The 16,350-nt window shown below is 53.8% G+C and carries 18 protein-coding genes; 8 read left to right on the plus strand and 10 right to left on the minus strand.

The window, feature by feature from the left end; genetic code table 11:
- Nucleotides 1-5: 5 nt before the first annotated feature.
- From trmH to gmk, 4 genes are read right to left on the minus strand one after another with little or no spacing between them, the layout of a single operon-like run.
- Nucleotides 6-695, minus strand: coding sequence for a tRNA (guanosine(18)-2'-O)-methyltransferase TrmH (gene trmH, locus HV213_RS00710; protein ID WP_181484430.1), 690 nt, complete (start codon nucleotides 693-695; stop codon nucleotides 6-8).
- Nucleotides 696-699: 4 nt separating this feature from the next.
- Complete coding sequence (gene spoT, locus HV213_RS00715; RefSeq protein ID WP_181484431.1) at nucleotides 700-2,820, minus strand: bifunctional GTP diphosphokinase/guanosine-3',5'-bis pyrophosphate 3'-pyrophosphohydrolase; 2,121 nt, start codon at nucleotides 2,818-2,820, stop codon at nucleotides 700-702.
- Between the two features lie 18 nt (nucleotides 2,821-2,838).
- Nucleotides 2,839-3,114, minus strand: a complete 276-nt coding sequence (gene rpoZ, locus HV213_RS00720; RefSeq protein WP_110276950.1) for a DNA-directed RNA polymerase subunit omega — start codon at nucleotides 3,112-3,114, stop codon at nucleotides 2,839-2,841.
- Nucleotides 3,115-3,168: 54 nt separating this feature from the next.
- Nucleotides 3,169-3,792 carry a guanylate kinase gene (gene gmk, locus HV213_RS00725; RefSeq protein ID WP_110276951.1) on the minus strand — a complete coding sequence of 208 codons (624 nt, stop codon included), beginning with the start codon at nucleotides 3,790-3,792 and terminating at the stop codon, nucleotides 3,169-3,171.
- 257 nt (nucleotides 3,793-4,049) lie between these two features.
- Here gmk and ligB point away from each other — a divergent pair, with 257 nt between their 5' ends.
- Complete coding sequence (gene ligB / locus HV213_RS00730; RefSeq protein ID WP_181484432.1) at nucleotides 4,050-5,726, plus strand: NAD-dependent DNA ligase LigB; 1,677 nt, start codon at nucleotides 4,050-4,052, stop codon at nucleotides 5,724-5,726.
- A gap of 5 nt (nucleotides 5,727-5,731) precedes the next feature.
- Here ligB and HV213_RS00735 read toward each other — a convergent pair whose 3' ends face one another.
- A complete protein-coding gene (locus HV213_RS00735) occupies nucleotides 5,732-6,349 on the minus strand; it encodes a trimeric intracellular cation channel family protein (protein ID WP_181484433.1) in 618 nt (205 codons plus the stop codon).
- 274 nt (nucleotides 6,350-6,623) lie between these two features.
- Here HV213_RS00735 and HV213_RS00740 point away from each other — a divergent pair, with 274 nt between their 5' ends.
- On the plus strand, nucleotides 6,624-7,883 hold the full coding sequence (locus HV213_RS00740; protein WP_181484434.1) for a chloride channel protein: 1,260 nt from the start codon (nucleotides 6,624-6,626) through the stop codon (nucleotides 7,881-7,883).
- A 60-nt stretch (nucleotides 7,884-7,943) separates the two neighbouring features.
- Here HV213_RS00740 and HV213_RS00745 read toward each other — a convergent pair whose 3' ends face one another.
- Entirely contained in the window at nucleotides 7,944-8,807 is an 864-nt protein-coding gene (locus tag HV213_RS00745; protein ID WP_110276956.1) for a YicC/YloC family endoribonuclease, read from the minus strand.
- A gap of 124 nt (nucleotides 8,808-8,931) precedes the next feature.
- On the opposite strand from HV213_RS00745, the gene rph reads away from it, so the two are divergent.
- Nucleotides 8,932-9,648, plus strand: a complete 717-nt coding sequence (rph, locus tag HV213_RS00750; protein WP_110276957.1) for a ribonuclease PH — start codon at nucleotides 8,932-8,934, stop codon at nucleotides 9,646-9,648.
- A gap of 65 nt (nucleotides 9,649-9,713) precedes the next feature.
- Nucleotides 9,714-10,355 carry an orotate phosphoribosyltransferase gene (gene pyrE, locus HV213_RS00755; protein ID WP_110276958.1) on the plus strand — a complete coding sequence of 214 codons (642 nt, stop codon included), beginning with the start codon at nucleotides 9,714-9,716 and terminating at the stop codon, nucleotides 10,353-10,355.
- Nucleotides 10,356-10,392: 37 nt separating this feature from the next.
- On the opposite strand, the gene HV213_RS00760 is transcribed toward pyrE, so the two are convergent.
- The 4 genes from HV213_RS00760 to coaBC all read right to left on the minus strand — a co-directional run bounded on the left by HV213_RS00760 (nucleotide 10,393) and on the right by coaBC (nucleotide 13,984).
- Entirely contained in the window at nucleotides 10,393-11,409 is a 1,017-nt protein-coding gene (locus HV213_RS00760; RefSeq protein WP_181484435.1) for an SMP-30/gluconolactonase/LRE family protein, read from the minus strand.
- Between the two features lie 155 nt (nucleotides 11,410-11,564).
- Nucleotides 11,565-12,161, minus strand: a complete 597-nt coding sequence (slmA, locus tag HV213_RS00765) for a nucleoid occlusion factor SlmA (RefSeq protein ID WP_110276960.1) — start codon at nucleotides 12,159-12,161, stop codon at nucleotides 11,565-11,567.
- A 175-nt stretch (nucleotides 12,162-12,336) separates the two neighbouring features.
- Nucleotides 12,337-12,795: a dUTP diphosphatase gene (gene dut / locus HV213_RS00770; RefSeq protein ID WP_181484436.1), complete on the minus strand. Its 459-nt coding sequence runs from the start codon at nucleotides 12,793-12,795 to the stop codon at nucleotides 12,337-12,339.
- Nucleotides 12,773-13,984 (minus strand): bifunctional phosphopantothenoylcysteine decarboxylase/phosphopantothenate--cysteine ligase CoaBC, encoded by a 1,212-nt coding sequence (gene coaBC / locus HV213_RS00775; protein WP_181486311.1) that lies wholly within the window; start codon nucleotides 13,982-13,984, stop codon nucleotides 12,773-12,775. Before coaBC ends, dut begins: the two co-directional genes overlap by 23 nt.
- 175 nt (nucleotides 13,985-14,159) lie before the next feature.
- Between coaBC and radC the strand changes: the two genes are divergently transcribed.
- From radC to HV213_RS00795, 4 genes are all read left to right on the plus strand, one after another.
- Nucleotides 14,160-14,825, plus strand: coding sequence for a RadC family protein (gene radC / locus HV213_RS00780; protein WP_181484437.1), 666 nt, complete (start codon nucleotides 14,160-14,162; stop codon nucleotides 14,823-14,825).
- A 217-nt stretch (nucleotides 14,826-15,042) separates the two neighbouring features.
- Nucleotides 15,043-15,279 carry a 50S ribosomal protein L28 gene (gene rpmB / locus HV213_RS00785; RefSeq protein WP_002436699.1) on the plus strand — a complete coding sequence of 79 codons (237 nt, stop codon included), beginning with the start codon at nucleotides 15,043-15,045 and terminating at the stop codon, nucleotides 15,277-15,279.
- A 20-nt stretch (nucleotides 15,280-15,299) separates the two neighbouring features.
- On the plus strand, nucleotides 15,300-15,467 hold the full coding sequence (gene rpmG / locus HV213_RS00790) for a 50S ribosomal protein L33 (RefSeq protein WP_003024094.1): 168 nt from the start codon (nucleotides 15,300-15,302) through the stop codon (nucleotides 15,465-15,467).
- 201 nt (nucleotides 15,468-15,668) lie between these two features.
- A complete protein-coding gene (locus HV213_RS00795; protein ID WP_142513439.1) occupies nucleotides 15,669-16,346 on the plus strand; it encodes a vWA domain-containing protein in 678 nt (225 codons plus the stop codon).
- Nucleotides 16,347-16,350 lie beyond the last annotated feature (4 nt).

The following is a 16,350-nucleotide window of genomic DNA, read 5'->3' on the forward strand; positions in this document are numbered from 1 at the left end:
ATATTTTATCCTGCGGCCTGCATCGTGGACCACCATGTGGCATCAGCTTCGACTTCACCCTGCTCGTTGACGTGGGGATAGGGCAGTCCTTTGCGCTTCGCGACCCGCGCCAGCACCGGATATCCGCCTTCAAACAGCAGTCGCTGCTGGTCTTCTTCCGGCAGCATACTGTTTTCGCGTTGATACATGCCAGCGTTTTGCCGCTGACGCTGAGCTTCATACAAAATCAGTGCAGAGGCGACTGAGACGTTCAACGATTGCACCATGCCAATCATGGGAATGATGATGTCCTGATCCGCCAGGTCTAATGCTTCCTGAGTAATACCGGTTTTTTCCTGACCCATCAGAATACAGGTGGGGCGGGTATAGTCGATTTCACGAAAATCAACGGCTTTACTGGAGAGATGCGTTGCCAGGATTTGCATTCCCTGGTCTTTCAAATGCGTAACTGCATCGCCAATGGTGCTGTGCGTTTTAACCTGTACCCAACTGTTGCTACCCGCTGCCGCAGAGGCCATGGTGCGCATGCGGCTGCCGGGCCAGATGGCGTGCACTTCATGTACGCCAACGGCATCTGCGGTACGAATCACCGCAGAAACGTTATGAGGCTTGTGGACCTGCTCCATGCAGACCGTCAGGTCAGGTTGACGCCTGGCGAGCATCTCGCAGATACGTGCATAACGCTGTGCATTCATAAGACTAATTTCGGTTACGGGTGACTTTTATCACATCCGGCATGACGCGAATTTTGCGCATGATATTCGCCAGATGCACGCGATCGCGCGCGGTGAGGCGGATAAAGGCGCTGTATACACGACCATCTTTTTCTTCCGTATTCAGACTTTGAATATTGGATGAAGCGGTGTTGATCGCTGCCGTCAGGTTAGCCAGCGCACCCTGGTGGTTAAACATATCCACCTTGATTTCGGTGATAAATTCCTGCGCGGTCTCTTTATCCCACTCGACCGCCATAAATTTCTCCGGCTCTTTTTGATAACCGCGAATATTACGACAGGATTCATGGTGAATAACCAGGCCTTTGCCAGGGCTGACGTGCGCAATGATTGGGTCACCGGGAATCGGACGACAGCACTTGGCGAACGTAATCAGCACGCCATCGGCGCCTTTAATCGGCAGATGGTTGTGGCCGGCTGATGTCAGCTGCGCGGGTACCGAGGTGGTATCACCCTGTTGCAGGTTTTTGGCTACCACCACGCTCATGGCGTTACCGAGGCCGATTTCGGCCAGCAGATCGTCAAGCGTTGCCAGCTTCATGCGCTCAAGCTCACGCTGAATGCTATCCGGTGGAATTTCAGCCAGTTTACGGCTGCCGCCAAGGGCGTGGTTGAGCAGGCGGCGTCCGAGACTTACGGAGTCGTCGCGCTTGAGGTTCTTCAGCAACTGACGAATTTTGGCGCGCGCTTTTGAACTGACGACAAAGTTCAGCCACGCGGCGTTTGGTCGTGCGCCCGGCGCGGTAATAATTTCCACCGTCTGGCCGCTGGAGAGCGACTGCGACAGCGGATACGGCTGGCGGTCGACGCGTGCGCCGACGCAGGCATGGCCGATATCGGTATGCACCGCGTAGGCGAAGTCCACCGGCGTCGCGCCAGCGGGCAGCTCGACGATGCGCCCTTCCGGGGTGAAAACGTAAATCTCATCCGGGAACAGATCGGATTTCACGCTCTCAATGAATTCAAATGAGCTGCCGGCGCTCTGCTGGAGCTCCAGCAGGCTCTGCATCCAGCGTTGGGCGCGGATTTGCGCGGTGGTGCTGCTTTCCCCGCCGTGTTCTTTATAGGCCCAGTGCGCCGCAACCCCCATTTCCGCCATCTGGTCCATGTCTTCGGTACGAATTTGTACCTCAACCGGGACGCCGTGCGGGCCGATCATCGAGGTGTGCAAAGATTGATAGCCGTTCGCCTTTGGAATGGCAATGTAGTCTTTGACGCGCCCAGGACGCGGCTTGTAAAGGCTGTGCATCTGGCCAAGCACGCGGTAGCAGGTGTCAGAATCATGGACGATCACGCGAAAGGCGTAGATATCCATAATCGAGTGAAAACGTTGCTCTTTGAGCACCATCTTGCAGTAGATGGAGTACAGGTGTTTTTCGCGGCCGCTTACGCGACAGGGAATTCCCGCTTCCTGCAAACGCCCTTCGATTTCGGAGAGGATCTTTTGAATCATCTCTTTACGGTTGCCGCGCGCCGCTTTTACGACCTCTTTAATGACGCGATAGCGGTTAGGATACAATGCTTCAAAGCCCAGCTCTTCAAGCTCGGTTTTGATGTGATGAATACCTAAACGGTGCGCCAGAGGGCTGTAGATTTCCAGCGTTTCGCGGGCGATGCGGCGACGTTTGTCCGGGCGTAATGAGCCCAGAGTACGCATGTTGTGGGTGCGGTCAGCAAGCTTGATGAGGATGACGCGGATGTCCTGCACCATCGCCATAATCATTTTGCGAAAGTTTTCGGCCTGAGCCTCTTTCTTATCGCGAAACTTAAGCTTATCAAGCTTCGACACCCCCTCTACCAGTTCAGCAACGCTTTTACCAAAAAGCTGCTCCATGTCCTGGTAGGTGGCGGGGGTATCTTCAATCACGTCGTGCAGCAGGGCGGCCATCAGCGTTTCATGGTCGAGTTTCATCTCGGCCAGAATACAGGCTACCGCAACCGGGTGCGTGATGTAGGGTTCACCGCTTGAACGTGTTTGGCCCTCGTGAGCGTCACGTGCAACGAGATAAGCCTGCCGAAGACGCTTAATTTGCTCCTCGGGCAGGTAGTTTTGAATCAGCTGATTCAGGCTTTCAAACAGATACAAGGGCGACCCGCTGTGTGATTAACGACGACCTTCAGCAATAGCGGTAACGGCTTGTAATTCAGCGGCTTCCTGCTCTTGCTGTTCCTGGCGCTCACGAACGTCGAGGATCTTGTTGTTGATCAGACCTTCTTCGATTTCGCGCAGTGCGATAACGGTAGTTTTATCGTTTTCTTCCGGTACCAGCGGATCCTTTCCGCCTGTCTGCATCTGACGAGCGCGACGCGCGGCGACCAGTACCAGGTCAAAACGGTTACCAATTTTCTCTACAGCGTCCTGAACAGTTACGCGTGCCATACTTAAAATGCTCCACAGGTGAAGAAATGACTGGGCATGATACTGAATGTGGGTTCAGTCTGCCAACAGTTTGGTGATTAAAGCGCCATGTCGCTGCTTTTGGCGGCTCATGCGCAGACGTTCGGCGCGAATAATGATTTTCAAATCGCTTAAGGCGGTATCAAAATCATCATTCACGATAAGGTAATCATATTCCGCGTAATGGCTCATTTCTGCAACTGCCTGCGCCATACGTTTCGCGATAACCTCTTCGCTGTCCTGACCACGGCCACGCAGGCGACGGTCAAGCTCATCTTTTGACGGCGGCAGAATAAAGATACTGCGCGCGCCAGGCATTCTTTTGCGGATTTGCTGTGCGCCCTGCCAGTCGATATCGAGGAAGACGTCGACGCCAGTCGCCAGTACCTGCTCGATAGTTTCGCGCGAGGTGCCGTAATAGTTGCCAAAGACTTCTGCATGTTCAAGAAAAGCATCTCTGCCAATCATCGTCCTGAATTCGTCGTGATTAACAAAGAAATAGTGTTCACCGTGCACTTCACCCGGGCGCGGAGCGCGTGTGGTATGCGAAACAGAAACCTGAGAGTCGTACAACGGTTGGGTTTTTAATAAAGCCTGAATCAGGCTGGATTTACCCGCGCCGCTAGGGGCGGAAACAATATAAAGCGTGCCTTGAGCCATGAGTGTCTTTTGTATGTGGTGGTCGAAATAAAGCTTACATACGAGCCTATTATACACGCCGCCGCTGCGTGACGCAGTCACTGTCACACTTTTTGCGCTGTTTCTTTCATTTTGCTTGCTGTTTCCCTGATTTCTCTGGGCGTTGCAGAAATAACGTAGAAAACCTGGATGCCTGCTCGCAGGGTTAAAAATCCCTTATCGCTGACGAAAATAAACCTGCGGCACAATGCGTTGTGAGAAAACAGGAGGGCATCGCCATGCATAAGGGAATTTGGGCGCTGGTGTTATGGATGTTGGTGGGATACGGGCAGGCAGCCTGCCCAACGTGGTCGCAGACCAGGGCTGAACAGGAAATTAAACGTCTCAGTCAGCAGATGAACGAGTGGAAAAACGCTTACTGGCATCAAGGTAAGAGCGTGGTCAGCGATGAGGTCTACGACCAGCTTGCGGCGCGACTGTCCTACTGGCAACGCTGCTTTGTCAGTGAAACCCCCGCTCACGATGAACTTTCGCCATTAAAGGGCGATACCCGGCATCCGGTTGCTCACACTGGCGTGCGTAAACTGGCGGATGAAGCCAGCGTTGCCCGCTGGATGCGTGGCAAAACCGACCTCTGGGTGCAGCCCAAAGTGGATGGCGTAGCGGTTACGCTGGTTTATCGGCAAGGGCGTTTAACGCAGGCAATCAGTCGGGGAAACGGGTTGGCGGGAGAGGACTGGACGGCCAGGGTATTACAGATCCCTTCCATACCTAAGGTTGTTGGCACTGAACTCGCTAACAGCGTATTACAGGGCGAGCTGTTCCTGCATAACGCGGGGCATGTGCAAAAGCAGATGGGTGGTATGAACGCGCGGGCAAAAGTCGCGGGCATGATGATGAGACAGGACGCTGCGGCCGAGCTTGATAAGCTGGGCGTGTTTATCTGGGCATGGCCTGATGGTCCGGCAGATATGAATCAGCGCCAGGCGTTGTTGCGCCAGAGCGGCTTTCTTCATAGCGCACTTTTTTCGCATTCTGTGGCTAATGCTCAGCAGGTTGGGCAGTGGCGTCAACGTTGGTTCACTTCACCGTTGCCTTTTGCTACTGATGGCGTAGTGGTGCGCCAGGGGCAAGAGTCAGCCGGGCGTTTCTGGGTACCGGGGCAGGGTGATTGGGTGATTGCGTGGAAATATCCGCCCGCGTCACGGGTTATGGAGGTTCGTGGTATCAGCTTTAGCATTGGGCGCAGCGGTAAAATCGCCGTGGTCGCGCAGCTCACGCCGCAGCAGCTGGATGATAAGCGCGTGCAGCGGGTGAGCGTCGGCTCGGTATCCCGCTGGCAAAATCTGGACATTGGCATTGGCGATCAGCTGCAAATCAGCCTTGCCGGGCAGGGAATACCGCGCATTGATTCGGTGGTCTGGCGTACCGCTCAGCGTAATAAACCTCAGCCTCCTCCAGGTCGTTTCAATGCATTGAGTTGCTATTTCGCCACCCCTGAGTGCGCAGAGCAGTTTCTCTCACGGCTGGTCTGGCTCTCATCCCGCTCGGTTCTTGATATTGACGGCGCTGGAGAGACATTGTGGCGCACTGTACACGATGCCCGACGTATGGATCATCTCTTTTCATGGCTGGCGTTTACACCAGAGCAACTGCAAACGATCCCGGGAATATCTGCACAGCGCGGGCAGCAGTTGTGGCACCAGTTTAATCTGGCGCGTGAGCAGCCCTTTTTGCGCTGGGTACAGGCTATGGGGATACCCATCCCAAAAACAGCGTTTTCAGAAATGGCGAAGGACGACTGGCAGCAGTTACAGGATCGAAACGAAGAGCAGTGGCGACGTTTACCTGGAATTGGGGCAGAAAGGGCGCGACAGCTAGTGGCTTTTTTACATAAACCGGATGTTGCCGCGCTGGCGAAGTGGCTCAGCGGGCAACGAATTGCGGGGTTCTGAAAGAATTAATGTGCGCTGTGATTGTAATGAAAGACTGGTAGGCCCAGCTTCCAGCGCAGTGCCAGCATGCGGGCGGTAAAGCCGAACAGCAGGGTGGAAATAACCACCACATCGTGGCTGCTGACGTAGTGCTGTAGGGCAATATAAAGAACGGCGGCGGCGAACGAGACCCCAGCGTACAGCTCTTTCTGAAACACTAGCGGGATGCGCTTGCAGAACATATCGCGCAGTACGCCGCCGAAGACGCCGGTTATCACTGCGGCAATGGAGGCGATCACCGGGCCTTCGCCCATATCCAGCGCGATCTGAGCGCCGAAGATTGAGAACACTACCAGGCCCAGAGCATCCAGTACCAAAAACAGGCGACGCAGATGCGGCATGACCGGTGCGGCGATGGTAGTCAGGACCGCGGCAACGGCGACAATAATGACGTACTCAGGATGCTGTACCCAGCCTAGTGGGTAGTGGCCGAGCAGAATATCGCGCACCGAACCGCCGCCCAGGGCTGTCGCGGTCGCGATGATAATAACGCCGAAGGTATCCATACGGCGGCGCCCGGCAGCCAGCGCGCCGGTCATCGCTTCCGCCGTAATACCAATTAAATAAAGAATATGAAGCAGCATAGTTCCCCCACAATGATGGCCAAAGGTTAGCGATTTGTGCGGAAGATCACGATTGAGATTTTCTAAAGTGAATGGGTTTGGCCAGGAAAAAGTAATGCATATGTTGTTTTTATTGCCTTTTAAATAGGGTTTATTGGTGATTTTTTAAATTACATAGATTAGAAAAAATAATGATTAAGGCGTTATTTTGTATCTATATTGGATACGCTATGAATACCTAATATTTAACTCTCGACCTTTATGCTTTTATTTTCCTTATTCAAGGCCTGAGAAAATGACCACAGCCGCTGACAATAAAAATTATCTGACCCGCCTGATTGCCGTTGTTTTAACGGGAGTGCTGGCCGGTCTATCAGGTATGGTTCTGGCGATGATTTTACATGCGATTCAGCACCTGGCTTTTGGCTATAGCCTTGAACGGATCGTCGGATCGGAGTCATTTTTACAGGGTGTAACGGATTCGCCCTGGCCTCGTCGTATCACGGCAATAGTGGCAGGTGGTGCGATAGCAGGATTCGGCTGGTGGCTGCTTGCGCGCTATGGTCAGAAGCGGATTTCTATCGCGGCGGCTGTCGCTAAACCTTCTGTGCCAATGCCTACTGGGACGACGACTCTCCATGCACTGTTGCAGATAGTCACCGTTGCGCTGGGATCCCCCTTGGGACGCGAGGTTGCTCCGCGGGAAATGGGGGCGCTGGGGGCCGGTATAGTGGCGCGTAAAATGGGGCTTTATGAGGATGAAACCCGAACGCTGATTGCCTGTGGTGCCGGAGCGGGCCTGGCGGCAGTGTATAATGTCCCTCTGGCGGGCGCGTTGTTTAGCCTTGAAGTGATGCTGCTGTCGTTTAGCTGGGAAAAAACGCTGGCGGCTATCATCACGTCGGCTATTGCTGCATGGACGGCAACGTTGGGGCTGGGTGATGAATCGCAATACCATTTTATCTCCGACGCACTTCCTCATTCATTTCTCTGGTGGGCGATTATTGCGGGGCCCATTCTTGGTACCGGGGCCTGGCTTTTTCGCAAAGCAACCAGCACCGCTCGCTCGCACGTTCGAACGAACTGGCAGATGCCGGTTTTCTGCCTGCTGGCATTTTCCCTGCTTGCCGTCCTGAGCCTCTATTTTCCTCAGCTTCCTGGTAATGGTAAAGGGCCTATGCAGCTGACTCTCAGCGATGAGTTGGGTTTCCCTGGGGCAGCGATACTGTTGGTGTTAAAAATGGTCGTCATCCTGGCGGTGCTGCGCGGAGGCGCGGAGGGCGGGCTACTGACGCCGGGGCTGGCGGTCGGCGGTCTGAGCAGCCTGCTGCTATGCATGCTCTGGCAGCAGATATTTCCCGGAGGGGATTACAGCAGTTTTGCTCTTGTCGGCGCAGCGGCATTTCTTGCCGCATCTATGCAGATGCCGCTAACGGCGGTAGTACTGGTGATGGAGTTTACCCATATGGATCACAGCTATCTGGCTCCCATGCTGCTGTGTGCGGCGGGGGCATTTTTAACCTGTCGGGTGCTGGATAAAAAGTATTTCTTCTGAGATGTGCTGAAAATAAAAAAGGGCCGGAGTGTTGGCCCTTAATGTTGGTAGAACCCGATATTACTCGATGTTCTGGATCTGCTCGCGCATTTGCTCAATCAGTACTTTCAACTCGATTGCAGATTTCGTCACTTCGGCATTAATGGATTTAGACGCCAGCGTGTTTGATTCGCGGTTGAACTCTTGCATCATAAAGTCGAGACGGCGGCCGACCGCTTCTTTCTTCTTCAGGATGTTCCACGTCTCTTTGACGTGTGCTTCCAGGCGATCCAACTCTTCGGCGACGTCAATGCGCTGCGCCATCAGAACCAGCTCTTGCTCGAGGCGATTGTTTTCCAACTGCACTTCCGCGTCTTCCAGCTTGGAGACCAGACGCTCACGCTGCCATTGCAAGATTTCCGGCATATGGGCGCGCACTTTGGTCACTTCGGCGGTCACGCCATCAAGCCGCTGTTCGATAAGCGCCTTCAGTGCCTGACCTTCGGTTTCGCGGGCGACGATAAAGTCATCCAGTGCGCCATTCAGCGCGTTCAGGATTTCAGCGGCAATGGCGTCCAGATCCTGCTCATGAGCAGACATAACGCCAGGCCAGCGCAGGATGTCGACCGGGTTGATTTCGCCTTCGTCGCTCTGCATTTTTACCCAGTTGGCGGCGTTAACTAGCTGCTTTGCCAGTTTTTCGTTGAGAATCAACTCGCCCTGGGCGCTCGGATCCTGCTCAAAACGCAGGGTACATTCGACTTTACCGCGGGTCAGACGGGAGCGAATACGCTCGCGTACAACAGGCTCCAGGCTACGAAACTGCTCCGGCAGACGGAAATAGGTTTCCAGATATCGTTGGTTTACCGAGCGCAGTTCCCACGCGGCGCTACCCCATTCACCCTTGATTTCACGCCGGGCGTAGGCGGTCATACTGCGGATCATAGACGTTCCTGTTTTTAAAGGAGAGTGGGGGGATTATAGCTTTCGAGTCCTTATCAGGATAGGAATAAGCACTCATTATCCGTATAATGCGCAGCCACATTCGTTTCAAGCCGGAGAGAACCTCATGCGTCCAGCAGATCGTAGCGCTAACCAAGTGCGCCCAGTAAGCTTTACCCGTAATTATACGAAACACGCAGAAGGCTCCGTGCTGGTCGAATTCGGTGACACCAAAGTTTTGTGTACCGCCTCTATCGATGAAGGTGTTCCGCGCTTTCTGAAAGGCCAGGGTCAGGGCTGGATCACCGCAGAATATGGCATGCTGCCGCGCGCGACCCATACCCGTAACGCGCGTGAAGCTGCGAAAGGTAAGCAGGGCGGGCGTACAATGGAAATCCAGCGTCTGATCGCGCGTGCGCTGCGTGCTGCGGTTGACCTGAAAGCGCTGGGTGAATTCACTATTACGCTGGACTGCGATGTGCTGCAGGCCGACGGTGGAACCCGCACCGCCTCTATCACCGGAGCCTGCGTTGCGCTGGCCGATGCGCTGAACAAATTGGTTGCAGCCGGTAAGCTGAAAACCAACCCGATGAAAGGCATGGTGGCGGCGGTCTCCGTTGGTATTGTCAAAGGCGAAGCGCTTTGCGATCTGGAATATGTCGAAGATTCTGCGGCGGAAACCGATATGAACGTGGTGATGACCGAAGACGGTCGCATCATTGAGGTGCAGGGTACGGCGGAAGGTGAGCCGTTCACCCATGAAGAACTCCTCACCCTCCTGGCGTTGGCCCGAGGGGGTATCGAATCCATTGTGACGGCGCAGAAAGCGGCGTTAGAAAACTAGTTTTTAAGGCGACTGAGAAGTCGCCTTTTTTATATCTGTAGAAAAGTATGATGAGGAGCGAATCCATGAAGCCGTATCAGCGCCAGTTTATTGAGTTTGCGCTTAGCAAGCAGGTCCTTAAGTTTGGCGAATTTACGCTGAAATCCGGGCGTAAGAGCCCCTATTTCTTCAACGCCGGCCTGTTTAATACCGGGCGCGATCTGGCATTGTTAGGCCGTTTTTACGCCGAAGCGCTGGTGGATTCCGGGATTGATTTTGATCTGTTGTTTGGCCCTGCGTACAAAGGTATTCCAATCGCCACGACTACTGCTGTCGCGTTGGCGGAACACCATGACCGCGATCTGCCATACTGCTTTAATCGTAAAGAGGCGAAGACTCACGGCGAAGGCGGCAACCTGGTGGGAAGCGCTCTACAGGGCCGCGTGATGCTGGTGGATGACGTCATCACCGCAGGTACTGCGATTCGTGAATCTATGGAAATTATTCAGGCCAACGGCGCGGAATTAGCTGGTGTACTGATTTCTCTGGATCGCCAGGAGCGCGGACGCGGCGAAATCTCCGCGATTCAGGAAGTCGAGCGTGATTACGGCTGCAAAGTGATTTCTATTGTGACCCTGAAAGATCTGATCAGCTATCTGGAAGAGAAGCCGGAAATGGCTGAACATCTGGCGTCGGTTCGCGCCTATCGCGAAGCGTACGGAGTATAAGAATCGACCCGGCAGGTCAATGCCTGCCGGGTAGGTTTCAAACCAGTTTGGCCCCTTGCGCATTGACGTAGAGCGAATAGATCGAGGTGCTGGAGGCCATAAACAGGCGATTGCGCTGCTCGCCGCCGAAGCACAGGTTAGCGCAGCGTTCCGGCAACTGAACGATGCCGATGTTTTTCCCCTGAGGGTTAAAGACGCGCACGCCATCAAGCTCCTCGCTGCCCGTCCCCCAACCACACCACAGATTACCGTCCATATCGCAGGCGATACCGTCGGCGGTGCCGTTACCGCAGTCAATATGTACTCTTTTATTTTTCAGTTCGTTATTGACCACATCCCACGCGAGAATTAACCGATTTGGCGTTGCGCGACTCTCCACGACGTATAGCGTTTTCTCATCGGCGGAAAAACAGAGGCCGTTCGGCCCTTTCACGTCACCCAGCACGACGCTCAGTTTGCGGCTTTCAGGATCCAGCCGATAAACGTTTTGCGGTAGCTGCGGCGTGGCTTTATGCCCTTCGTAGAATCCGCTGATGCCGAAAGGTGGGTCGGTAAACCAGATGCTGCCGTCTGACTTCACGACGATATCGTTTGGTGAGTTCAGCGGCTTGCCGTCAAAACTATCCGCCAGTACGGTAATGGTGCCATCGTATTCGGTGCGGGTAATGCGTCGGGTATCATGTTCGCAGCTGATCAGTCGTCCCTGCCGGTCGCGGGCATGGCCGTTAGCGTAGTTTGCCGGATGACGGAACACGCTGGTTTCACCAGTAGCTTCATCCCAGCGCATGATGGCGTTGTTGGGGATATCGCTCCAGAGCAACATGCGCGTATCGCCAAACCACACAGGCCCTTCCGCCCAGCGAAAACCGGTAGCAATCTGCTCGACTTTTGCGCTGGCAAGTATATAGCGGCGAAAGCTATCATCCACTGCCACAATGCGTGGATCGGGATAACGTGCAGATGGTGCCCAGGCCGCGAAACTTTTTTGGTTTACCAGCAATGATGCGGTTGCGAGACCTCCCAGTTTGAGCAATTCCCGCCGTGATGTCGCCATCAGCCTTCTCCTTATCCGATGAAAAGAAACAATTTACGGATGTTAGGAGAGAGTGCAGATTGAAAACATCTGGCAATTCAACGAATTGTCCTGGGCTTTATGACAGAAAAATCAAAAAGGAGATGCAGCCATTGTGGCTGCATATAAGGTGCGGATTACTGCAGCTGGGCGGCGACCAGCGGCCAACGGGCGTCAAAATCATCGGTCGGTCGATATTTAAACTCACTGCGCACAAAGCGCGACAGCATACCTTCACAGAATGCCAGCAACTGACCAGCCAGCAGGGCTTCATCGACGGTGTAGCCTTCTCCCTCGCGCATTTTCTTTTCACGCAACACCTGGCGCAGCTGTACTTCAATGCGCTCAAACAGTTGATTGATTCGATCCTGCAATCTGTCCTGTTCAAACATCAGCGCATGGCCGGTCAGAATTCTCGTCAGCCCAGGATTCCGCTCGCCAAACCCTAGAATCAACAGTACGATCAGGCGCAGGCGCGCTGAAGTATCTTTTTCATCTTTTAAAATCAAATTGATGCGCGTAATCAGGCTGTCTTCGATAAACTCGATCAGGCTGTCAAACATGCGGGTTTTGCTGGGAAAATGTCGGTACAGAGCCGCTTCGGATACGCCAACGGACGCCGCCAGTTTCGCTGTGGTAATGCGCTGACTCCCATCGCTGGATTCAAGCATCAACGCCAGAGACTGAAGTATTTCTTCGCGACGATTCCTTTTCGCAGTTTGTTTTTCTGCCATGTTTTAAAATACCCCTGAAAAAAGCACTTGCCAGGCAGGCATCCGCAAAGCGACCGCAAGCAGCTGCCTGCGGCGTTGTTATTGCATTATTACGCTTTGGAATGCAGGTTACACTTTATCCTTCGGGCAGCCCTGCTGTTGGCGGCATCCCGAGTGATTGGGTGTATCGCTGGGCTTATTTACGCCCGGAGTGACCGAAGCCACCTTCGCCACGATCGGTGGCGTCAAAATCTTCCACCAGACTAAATTCCGCCTGTACGACAGGCACAAACACCATTTGAGCGATACGCTCGCCAGGTTCGATAGTGAAGCTCTGCTGACCACGGTTCCAGACGGAAACCATCAACTGGCCCTGATAGTCGGAATCAATCAGGCCCACCAGGTTGCCCAGAACAACGCCATGCTTATGACCCAGCCCAGAGCGCGGCAGAATCACCGCTGCCAGAGACGAGTCGGCAATGTGAATCGCCAGGCCAGTCGGCACAAGCGTGGTAGCGCCAGGCGCCAGCTCTACGGCGTCATCGAGACAGGCTCGCAGGTCAAGTCCGGCGGAGCCGGAGGTGGCATAAGTTGGCAGCGGAAACTGCTGACCAACACGCGGGTCCAGAATCTTAACGTCGATTTTTTTCATCATAACGGGTCACGATCTCGTCGAGTAATAATTGGCCCAGGAGTTCCTTGCGCTCAAGTGGTAAGCGCTTATCTCCCTCTTGCCAGAAAAGGTGTAATGCATTGCTATCGCTGTTAAATCCCTGATTTGGCTGTGAAACATCATTAGCGCAAATCAGATCGAGATTTTTGCGGGCACGTTTTTGCCGTGCGTATTCTTCCACATTATTCGTTTCGGCGGCAAATCCAACGACGTAGGGGCGGTTGGCTTTAAGCGCCGCGACCCCAGCGACGATATCCGGATTTTTAACCATTTTCAGGGTTAATTCATCACCTTGTTTTTTGATTTTTTCTTCGGCGATGGCGACCGCACGGTAGTCAGCAACTGCCGCACAGCCAATAAAAATGTGCTGCTGAGAAGCGCTATTTTGCACGGCGGCTTCCATTTCCAGCGCTGTGGTGACATCAATTCTCTGCACAAACGGCGGCGTTGGCAGAGAAACCGGACCACTAACCAGCGTCACGTTCGCCCCGCGATGCGCGGCGGCGGCGGCAATCGCGAAACCCATCTTACCAGAACTGTGATTGGTGATATAACGCACTGGATCCAGCGGCTCGCGGGTTGGGCCCGCGGTAATCATGATGTTGAGATGTTGCAAATCTTTGACAGGAGAGAAATGCTGCGCGGCCATATCAACAATAGTCAGCGGGTCCAGCATTCTCCCTGGACCGATATCGCCACAGGCCTGGCTGCCGCTATCCGGGCCCCAAACCAGCAGACCGCGTGAGGAGATAACGTCAAGATTATGCTGGGTGGCGGCGGCGCGATACATCTGCTGATTCATTGCGGGCACGACGGCGACTGGCGACGGCGTGGCGAGGCAAATTGTGGAAACGAGGTCGTTAGCCATTCCTGCCGCAATACGTGCAATTAAATCGGCGGTAGCGGGGGCGAGAATTACCAGGTCTGCCCATTTTCCCAGCTCAATGTGGCCCATTGCCGCTTCTGCGGCCGGGTCGAGCAGACTGTCGGAGACCGGATAACCGGATACCGCCTGTAGACTCAGTGGCGTAATGAAGGCTTTTGCGGCTTCCGTCATGGCGACGCGGACATCCGCTCCACGGTCACGCAGGCGGCGCACCAGTTCCGGCGTTTTATAGGCAGCAATACCGCCGCTCACGCCAAGAACGATCTTTTTACCAGCCAGACTCATCATGATTTTTTCCTGTTGCGGTACACCAGAATTCGCGCATCTTATCACAATCCGATCGGCATCGTGTGCCTGGCAGAGATCCACTTTGCGAGCCGATACGCACGGATAAAATTTGCCGATCGGCAGCGCTGGAGGGCTGTGCCAGGATAGCGCGCACAGGAAAGGAGAAGCCGCCATGGATACACAGGAACCTCTGATGCCGAGGGAAAAAATGCAGTGCTACGGTATCGAATCGTTGTCGGATATTGAGCTGCTGGCGCTGTTTTTACGTACTGGCACGCGCACGCAGGATGTCATAACGTTTTCCCAGGATTTGCTGCAGCGCTTTGGCTCGCTATACGGTCTGCTATCGGCGGAAAAAGAGCAGTTTGATGAGGTTGAGGGGATTGGCCCGGCGACATATGCGCAGTTGAAGGGGATTGCTGAGCTGGCGCGGCGCTATTTTTGTCTGCGGATAACTGAAGAGCCCTCTCTGGTCTCGCCGTCGATGACGCGGGAATTTCTGCAAAGCCAACTGGCTGACGAAGAACGTGAGATCTTTATGGTGATCTTTTTAGATAATCAGAACCGGGTATTGAAACATAGCCGACTTTTTTCTGGTACTCTTAGCCACGTTGAGGTGCATCCGCGAGAAATCGTACGCGAAGCCATCAAAGTGAACGCCGCCGCGGTGATCCTGGCTCATAATCATCCATCCGGTAGCCCTGAGCCGAGTAAGGCCGACAGGTTGATTACCGAAAGAGTGATAAAATGTTGCCGATTCATGGATATACGCGTGCTTGATCACCTTGTTATCGGCCGCGGAGCGTACGTATCTTTTGCTGAGCGCGGCTGGATTTAGCCCCGATCATGCGATCCATCGGGATCTTTGTCTGTTCGGGACTTGAGCACATCGCCGAGTCAGCGTATACTACGCCACCTTTGAGAATCTCGGGTTTGGCATTTGGGCCTGGCAATCGAGAGTTCAATAGAACTATGCGATGACCGGGCTGTAAAGCCTGACGAGGCGCCAATACCCCATACGAAGCTCGAGCTAATTTGATTTTTGGAGAATAGACATGTCCCGAGTCTGCCAAGTTACTGGCAAGCGTCCGGTGACCGGTAACAACCGTTCCCACGCACTGAACGCGACTAAACGCCGTTTCCTGCCTAACCTGCACTCTCACCGTTTCTGGGTTGAGAGCGAGAAGCGTTTTGTCACCCTGCGTGTATCTGCTAAAGGTATGCGTGTTATTGATAAGAAAGGCATCGATACAGTTCTGTCCGAACTGCGTGCCCGTGGCGAAAAGTACTAAGTACTTAGAGGAATTAAATCATGGCTAAAGGTATTCGTGAGAAAATCAAGCTGGTTTCTTCTGCTGGTACTGGTCACTTCTATACCACTACGAAGAACAAACGTACTAAACCGGAAAAACTGGAACTGAAAAAATTCGATCCAGTTGTCCGTCAGCACGTTTTATACAAAGAAGCTAAAATCAAATAATTTTAGCCTCCTTGTAAAGAAGAACCCCGCCCCGGCGGGGTTTTTTGTTTCCGTTTTACAGTATTTCCCTTCTTTGAAATTTATCACTCAATTCTTCTTCTCGTCGTTAATCATTAACCATATGAATGAAAAGGTTTTTCTTGTCTTGCCGGGACGGGATGTTTATTCTTCCGGTACAGAAAACCACCGACAGGGATTGTTATGACGTCATTCATTCCAGATGTTTCATTTATTGATAACAGTGAACAGCGAACCCCCTTAATTCTCGTTCTCGATTGTTCCGGCAGTATGGAGGGCAAGCCAATTGCCCAGCTAAATCAGGGGCTCAAGCTGCTGGAAAGCGAACTTAAAAATGATGTTATCGCCGCGAAGCGTGTTCGCCTGCTGGTGATTAAATACGGCGGTTACGATGAGTGCCAGCTGCATGGCGACTGGTGCGATGCGATGGACTTCACCGCCCCAGTTCTTGAAGCGAGTGGTCTGACGCCAACCGGGCAGGCCGTCAGCCTGGCTCTGGGCGAAATCGAAGCTGAAAAGCAGCGTCTGAAAGCGGCTGGCGTACCCTATACCCGGCCATGGCTGTTTTTGATGTCGGACGGTGCGCCAACGGATAACTGGCAGGTGGCGGCTCAGGAGTGCTGCGAGGCGCAGGCGGCGAATAAAGTTGCCGTATTCCCGATTAGTGTGGGCGACGAGGCCTCTGAATCGATGGGCCATTTCAGCCGTAGCGGGATTAATGGCGTGAAACAGCTGAAGGGGTTGCAGTTTCGCGAGCTGTTCCTTTGGCTAAGCGCCAGCATGCAGGTGGTGTCGCAGTCAACGCCGGGCGGAAAAGCACAGCTGCCGCCGACGGACAGCTGGTCAGAAATTTCGGTCTGACGCG

The organism is Klebsiella sp. RHBSTW-00484 (assembly GCF_013705725.1).
In the GTDB taxonomy this organism is placed as follows: domain Bacteria; phylum Pseudomonadota; class Gammaproteobacteria; order Enterobacterales; family Enterobacteriaceae; genus Klebsiella.